The 6,485-nt window shown below is 70.7% G+C and carries 6 protein-coding genes and 1 rRNA gene; 3 read left to right on the top strand and 4 right to left on the bottom strand.

The window, feature by feature from the left end; all coding sequences use genetic code 11:
• Positions 1–160 precede the first annotated feature (160 nt).
• A 5S ribosomal RNA gene (gene rrf / locus EBN03_RS32635) occupies positions 161–277 on the top strand.
• A 183-nt stretch (positions 278–460) separates the two neighbouring features.
• Here rrf and EBN03_RS34775 read toward each other — a convergent pair.
• On the bottom strand, positions 461–1,936 hold the full coding sequence (locus EBN03_RS34775; protein ID WP_199743075.1) for a hypothetical protein: 1,476 nt from the start codon (positions 1,934–1,936) through the stop codon (positions 461–463).
• Positions 1,937–2,206: 270 nt separating this feature from the next.
• Here EBN03_RS34775 and EBN03_RS34770 point away from each other — a divergent pair, with 270 nt between their 5' ends.
• A complete protein-coding gene (locus tag EBN03_RS34770) occupies positions 2,207–3,046 on the top strand; it encodes a hypothetical protein (protein ID WP_407671288.1) in 840 nt (279 codons plus the stop codon).
• Positions 3,047–3,223: 177 nt separating this feature from the next.
• Here EBN03_RS34770 and EBN03_RS32625 read toward each other — a convergent pair whose 3' ends face one another.
• The 3 genes from EBN03_RS32625 to EBN03_RS32610 form a co-directional block, all read right to left on the bottom strand.
• A complete protein-coding gene (locus tag EBN03_RS32625; protein WP_122192026.1) occupies positions 3,224–3,736 on the bottom strand; it encodes a DinB family protein in 513 nt (170 codons plus the stop codon).
• An 86-nt stretch (positions 3,737–3,822) separates the two neighbouring features.
• Positions 3,823–4,707 carry a patatin-like phospholipase family protein gene (locus EBN03_RS32620; RefSeq protein ID WP_233608799.1) on the bottom strand — a complete coding sequence of 295 codons (885 nt, stop codon included), beginning with the start codon at positions 4,705–4,707 and terminating at the stop codon, positions 3,823–3,825.
• 286 nt (positions 4,708–4,993) lie between these two features.
• Positions 4,994–5,503, bottom strand: coding sequence for a pyridoxamine 5'-phosphate oxidase family protein (locus EBN03_RS32610; protein WP_122192024.1), 510 nt, complete (start codon positions 5,501–5,503; stop codon positions 4,994–4,996).
• A 140-nt stretch (positions 5,504–5,643) separates the two neighbouring features.
• On the opposite strand from EBN03_RS32610, the gene EBN03_RS32605 reads away from it, so the two are divergent.
• Positions 5,644–6,435, top strand: a complete 792-nt coding sequence (locus tag EBN03_RS32605; protein ID WP_233608798.1) for a MerR family transcriptional regulator — start codon at positions 5,644–5,646, stop codon at positions 6,433–6,435.
• Positions 6,436–6,485 lie beyond the last annotated feature (50 nt).

Here is a 6,485-nt window from a genome sequence, read left to right as displayed (position 1 = left end):
GCCCTGTAAGGGGTGGAGGTGACCGGTACTAATAGGCCGAGGGCTTATTAACGAAGGTGCTACGCGTCCACTGTGCGGTTCTGGAGCAACACACGTGTTGTGTGCCAGGACTTGTTGTTCTGGTTCCGGGGGTGTGAGTCCCTGGGAAACTCCATAGAGTTACGGCGGTTATAGCGGTGGGGAAACGCCCGGTCCCATTCCGAACCCGGAAGCTAAGCCCACCTGCGCCGATGGTACTGCACTCGCCAGGGTGTGGGAGAGTAGGACACCGCCGGAACATATTTCCCGAAAGGGGGACCCACACTGGGTCCCCCTTTCGGCGTTTGAGCACCCGTAACCGGTAGCCGAGCCCGGGGAGCTCGCGAGCACGTGATTGAATCGAGGTCGGCAGGTGCGGTGTGCCCGCCGAACCCGCAACGTCGTGAGCTGCAGTTTCGGCCGCATACATGAGCACAGATACCTAGAAAGAGGATGACCCGTGGCGGAACATAATGACGGTCGCAGGTCCTTCCGTCGCGGTGATTCGGACGGCGGGTCCAAGAACTTCGGTCGTGACGGCCGGTCCGGCGGACGCCGCGACGACGATCGGCATGGTTCGGGCAACTCCGCTGACCGCGGTGGTTTCCGGCGCGACGATCGCGATGGTGGCGGCCGCGACTCCGGCGGCAACCGCGGCGGATTCCGCCGCGACGGCGGTTCCGGCGGTGACCGCGGCGGGTTCGGTGGCGACCGGCGCGGTGGCCGGCCGTTCGGCGACCGCGACAACCGTGGCGGCGAGGGCCGTTCCACCGGTGGCGATCGCGGCGGCTTCCGGCGTGACGACCGGGATTCCGGTGGTCAGCGCGGTGGTTTCCGCCGGGACGACGACCGTGGCGGCTTCCGTGGCGGCGAGCGCCGCGACGACCGGGGCGGCTCCGGGCAGCGCGACAACCGAGGTGGGGACAACCGCTCGGGTGGTCGTTCTTATGGTGGCGACCGTGGGGGTTTCCGGGGCGGCGACCGTGACCGCGACAACCGTGGTGAAGGTCGTTCGTACGGTGGCGACCGCGGGGGGTTCCGCGGCGGCGACCGTGATCGGGACACCCGTGGTGAGGGCCGTTCCTACGGTGGCGACCGTGGTGGATTCCGCGGCGGCAACCGCGACGACCGTGGTGAGGGCCGTTCCTACGGCGGTGACCGCGGCGGGTTCCGCGGCGGCGACCGCGATCGGGACACCCGTGGTGAGGGCCGTTCGTATGGTGGCGACCGTGGTGGATTCCGCGGCGGCAACCGCGACGACCGTGGTGAGGGCCGTTCCTACGGTGGCGATCGCGGTGGATTCCGGGGCGGCGACCGCGACAGCCGCGGTGGCGGCCGCGACGACCGTGGTGAAGGCCGTTCCTACGGCGGTGACCGTGGCGGGTTCCGCGGTGGCGACCGCGATCGGGACACCCGTGGTGAGGGCCGTTCCTATGGTGGCGACCGCGGCGGATTCCGTGGTGGCGACCGTGGTGAAGGCCGTTCCTTCGGCGGTGACCGCGGCGGTAATCGCGACAGTCGTGGTGAAGGCCGTTCGCACGGCGGTGACCGCGGCGGTTTCCGGCGGGACGACCGTGGCGGCGACCGGCCGGGCCGGTCGTACGGCGACCGGGACAGCCGCGGTGGTGACCGTGACTCTCGGGCCGGTTTCGGTGGTGGTCGTTCCTACGGCGATCGCGACAACCGGGGTGAAGGCCGTTCCTACGGTGGCGACCGCCGGGACGACCGCGGCGGCTTCCGCAGTGGCGGCCGGGACGACCGTGGCGGCAGCCGGTCCTTCGGTGGCGATCGGCGCGACGACCGTGGCGGCTTCGGTGGCCGTGGTCGTGGCGACGACGACCGCGGTGGCTTCCGGCGTGGCGCGCCCGAGCGCGAGGGTGCCGAGCGGCGCGGCTTCCGCCGCAATGCCGACCCGCAACCGGCGGAACCGGTGCTCGACGCGGACCTCGCCGAGGACGAGGGCGTCGATCTCGCCGCGTCCGCGGCGAAGGACTTCGACGCCGATGTGGACGACGACTTCGGCTTCGGTACTGCCGCAGCGGAATCGGTGACGGACGACGAATCCGTTACTGACGCGGACGAATTCGAGTCCGCCGACAAGGACGAGCGCAAATCCGGCAGCGAATCCGCCGACCTGGACGACGAATCCGGCGACGACGATCCGGCCGATGCCGATCTGGAGTCCGCCGTGGCCCGCGAGCCCGGCGACCGCCGCGAGGGGGATCGCTCGAACGGTGACCGTCGCGACGGCGACCGCCGGCGCGGCGGCGAGGGGGCGCGCGAATCCGACCGGGGTGACCGCCGGGGCGGCCGGCCCGACGAGCCGCCGCTGCCCGACGACGTCGAGGCCTCCGATCTCGACGGTGCGATCCGCCGCGACCTGCTGAGCCTGGACAAGAACAATGCCGAGTCGGTGGCCCGGCACCTGGTGATGGCCGCGCAGCTGCTGGAGGAGGATCCGGAGCTGGCCCTGGCTCACGCTCGTGCCGCCCGGCAGCGGGCCGGCCGGATCGCCGTGGTCCGCGAGACCGCGGGTGTCACGGCCTATCACGCCGGTGAATGGGCCGAGGCGCTGTCCGAGTTGCGGGCGGCCCGCCGGATGTCCGGTGGTGCCGGTCTGCTGGCCGTGATGGCCGACTGCGAGCGTGGGCTCGGGCGGCCGGAACGGGCCATCGAGCTGGGCCGCAGCGACGAGGCGCGCCTGCTGACCGGTGACGAGGCGGCCGAGCTGCGCATCGTCGTGGCCGGTGCCCGCATGGACCTCGGCCAGTACGACCAGGCCGTGGTGACCCTGCAGACGCCGGACCTCGACCCGGCCCGCACCGGCCCGGCGGCCGCGCGTCTGTTCTACGCCTACGCCGAGGCCCTGCTGGCGGCGGACCGCAAGGACGAGGCCCTCAAGTGGTTCCTCAACGCGGCCTCCGCCGACCTGGACGGGGACACCGACGCCGAGGAACGCGCCGAGGAATTGGGCGACCACGACGGCGATCTCGCGGTGACCGCCGACACGGACGACGAAGAGCAGTAACAAGCGAAAGGTGCTGTGCCCGGTGGTATTCCGCCGGGCACAGCACTGCGGCCGAGAGCCGGAGTCCGGCATCGCACCGAACACGTCGGGCGGCTCGGTTGGAAGCCTGATATCCAGGTGCCCAGCGGCATTCGCCTTCGGCGCGACCAACCACGACAGTCCGGCGGTCCGCGGAACTCAGTACCCGGTGGCCCCGTCCACGCACTCCCGCAACAGATCCGCGTGACCGTTGTGGCGGGCGTACTCCTCGATCATGTGGTTCAGCACCCACCGCGCCGAGTAGGTGACCCCGGTGTGCGTGGAGACTCCGGTGGTGTCCAGGGACACGCACCCGGTGAGGATCCGGCGCGACCGTTCACATTCCTTCTGCCACAACCGCATCGCCGCAGCGATATCGGCGGTGTCGACATCGAAATCGGTTTCCTGCCGCGTCTCGGCGTCCCAGTACTGCGGCGGCCGGTCCTCGCCGCCGAGCACACCGGAGAACCAGCCGCGATCGACGTCGGTGAGATGCCGGACCAGCCCCAGCAGCGACATCGTCGACGGTGGCACCGCGCGTAGCCGCAGCTGATCGTCGGTGAGCCCGGAACATTTCCAGGCCAACGTATCCCGCTCGTGCTCGAGGAAGCTGACGAGAGTCGCGCGTTCGTCGAGGGTAGTCGGCCTGGTTCTCCGCGGTGGTGGCGTCATCGCCTCAGCATGGCCCGTTCGGTACCGAGGACGCGACCGGATATCCTGCGGGCGCACCGTGTTCGGCGGCACCGGCAGGCCAGTGGTCAGCGCCAGAAATCGGTGAGGTGCGCCGCCAGCGCCCGGCCCTGGTCGTAGCCGGCTCGCGCGGCGGGCGGACGCTGCGCCGGATCCATCTGGTTGGCGCCGAGGGCGAAGATCGCGACGGCATCGCCTGCCGGAAAGACGGTTTCGACGCTGCTGCCGGTAGCGCGCAATTGGTCGATCTGTGTGGCGAGGTGCAAGCCCCACTCCTCCGGTGTCCGGGAGCGGCCGCCGAACGGGGAGAGCACCAGGACCCGCTCGTATCCGGTTGCCAGATCGGCGTTTTCGCCGGCGCGGTAGCCGCCGTCGATATACCGGTGGTCGCCGATGGTGTGCGGTGGGCCGCCGGGCCCGGACGTGCTGGCGGTGACGGCGTCGGCCAGTCCGACTCCGCTGTCGCGGTCGAACACGACCGGTTCGCCGGTGTGCGCGTCGACAGCGACGATGCGCACGAGGGTTTCCGGCCAGTCCTGGCTGGGCAGCCGGGAGGCGACGAGCGCACGCCGTTGCGCCTGCGCGGCACTGTCCGTGGTCGCGTCGAGTTCGAGCGCCGCCGCACCGAGTTTGCGGCGCATATCGGCCGGGTCCGTGGCGGCGGCGATGATCGCGCTGGTCTGTTCGAGCAGGTTGCCGACCGCGTGCGGCGGGCGGCCGCCACCGGGTCCGCGACGCGGCGGGGGAGCTGCGGCAACGGTGGCCGCATACAGTTCGGGCGGCCGGATCGCGCTGGTCAGCTGGGCCGCGGTCGTCGAACCGGACGACGTCCCGATGATCAGATCGGCGTCGGTCACATCCAACCCGGCGTCGAACAGGCCGGCCACGACGCCGATCACCCATGCATTACCCGCCGAACCGGCACCACCGAGGACCAACGCGCGTTCGTTCACGACCGGGCACTCTACGCAGCACAGATATCGGCGGCAACGAAATATCGTAGGTCGTGTCGCCCCCGGCGGTCCGGTCCAGGACTCAGTGCCCGGTCCGCCGTCAGCTGCTCGCCTGGGCAACCCAGGCTCAGCAGGCCGCGGCGTCGAGGTCGGAGGCCTCGACGCCGGACGAGCAGCGGCGGCTCGTCGGGCCGGTCGCCACGGCGGTCACCCCACTCGGCGGCCGGACCGGCTGCCGCGCTGCGAGCCAACCGATCGGGCACCGCCCGCGCGGCGCGACCTACCCCTAGTCGGCCGGGACCCCACCCCACAGCTGGTCCATCATCACCGGGTAGCGCACCGGCCGGAACCCCGTGAACGTCAGGTCGCGAACGTGACTGAAGTCCGACCACAGCATCCGGCCGCCACGCAGTCGCAGCGCGGGCCGGACCCGGCGGCGGACCTCGCCCAGCTCGGCGTCGGTCGCCGGCCGGCGCGGCCCGGCGGTGCCGTACAGCCGTACACCGGGCGCGGCTACGAAGCGTCCCACCAGCAGCGACCGCAGCCAGAACAGGCTCCCGCTGTCCACCGCCATCAGGCAGAACCGGGGGTCGGCGTCGAGGTTGCGGGTCAGCGCGCTGGTGTACTGGTCGAAGTAGTACCCGGTGTGGTCGTCGCGCAGGAATACCGTGCCGATCGGTGTCACGGTCGGCATGCCGTCGGGGTCTACCGATGCGACGGTGAGGTGCCCGGTACTGCGGCGGGCGCGAGCGACGACCTCGGTGATCCGATCCCACTGTCCCTCGATGGCCGCCATCGCATCCCCCGCATCGTCCGATTACGAAACTCGTTCCGCCGCACCGCGGCCCGGCCGCCGACTGTACCGGCCACCAAGAGTGGGGAACAGATCGTCGCGAATTCGGGCTTGCACCTCACGTAACGTCAGGTCATAGCGTCGTGTTCACCGGCGCACAGGGCGGCGGTGGAAGCGAGACGGTGATGGGTGTGGCCGAACCGATGTGGAAGGTGGGGGAGCTGGCGGCGCAGGTCGGACTGACCGTGCGCACGCTGCACCACTACGACGACATCGGGCTGGTCCGGCCCAGTGAGCGCACGTCGTCCGGGCACCGGCTGTACCGGACCGCCGACGTGGAGCGGCTGTATCAGGTACTGGCGCTGCGGCAGCTGGGGCTGGGGTTGGAGACGGTGATCGAGCTGGTCGCCGGCTCGGCCGCCATGCCGCAGGTGCTGGCCGCGCACCGGGATTTCCTGGCGGCGCAGCTCGACGCGACCCGGGAGTTGTACGACCGGGTCGCCACGCTCGCCGCGACGGCCGAGAACCGGACGGACACCTCGGCCGACAGCTTCCTGGAATTGATCCGGAGGGTCGTCATGGTCGACGAGACCGTCAAGAAGTATTTCAGCGACACCCAGCTGGCGCAGCTGGCCGAGCGGCGCGAGGAGCTCGGTGACGAGCAGATCGCGGCCACGGAAGCCGCATGGGCCGAACTGATCCCGCGCGTGAACGCCGCCATGGACGCCGGCATGGAGCCCACGGACCCGCGAGCGCAGGAGATGGCGGCGCAGTGGATGGGCCTGCTCGAGGGGTTCCACGGGGGTGACGAGGGTCTGCGGGACAGCCTGTACCGCATGCACACCGAGAACTCGCAGCGGATCGTGCAGGAGTTCTGCGGCCCGACGCCCGAGCAGATCGCGTTCATCACCGCGGCGAACGCGGCTCGCGGATAACGCCTTTCGCGTGTTCGGGCCCGCATTTCGGTGCGGGCCCGAAACATGCG

The sequence above is a fragment of the Nocardia stercoris genome (assembly GCF_003696265.1).
Lineage (GTDB): Bacteria > Actinomycetota > Actinomycetes > Mycobacteriales > Mycobacteriaceae > Nocardia > Nocardia stercoris.
Note: the sequence above shows the minus strand (reverse complement) of the source record. Positions and strands in the feature narration are given on the sequence as shown.

Excerpts from the sequence above, each read along its gene's own strand:
- EBN03_RS32610 (WP_122192024.1), bottom strand. The coding sequence starts at position 5,503 with ATGGCGGCCATCGAGGGACAGTGGGATCGGATCACCGAGGTCGTCGCT.
- EBN03_RS32625 (WP_122192026.1), bottom strand. The coding sequence starts at position 3,736 with ATGACGCCACCACCGCGGAGAACCAGGCCGACTACCCTCGACGAACGC.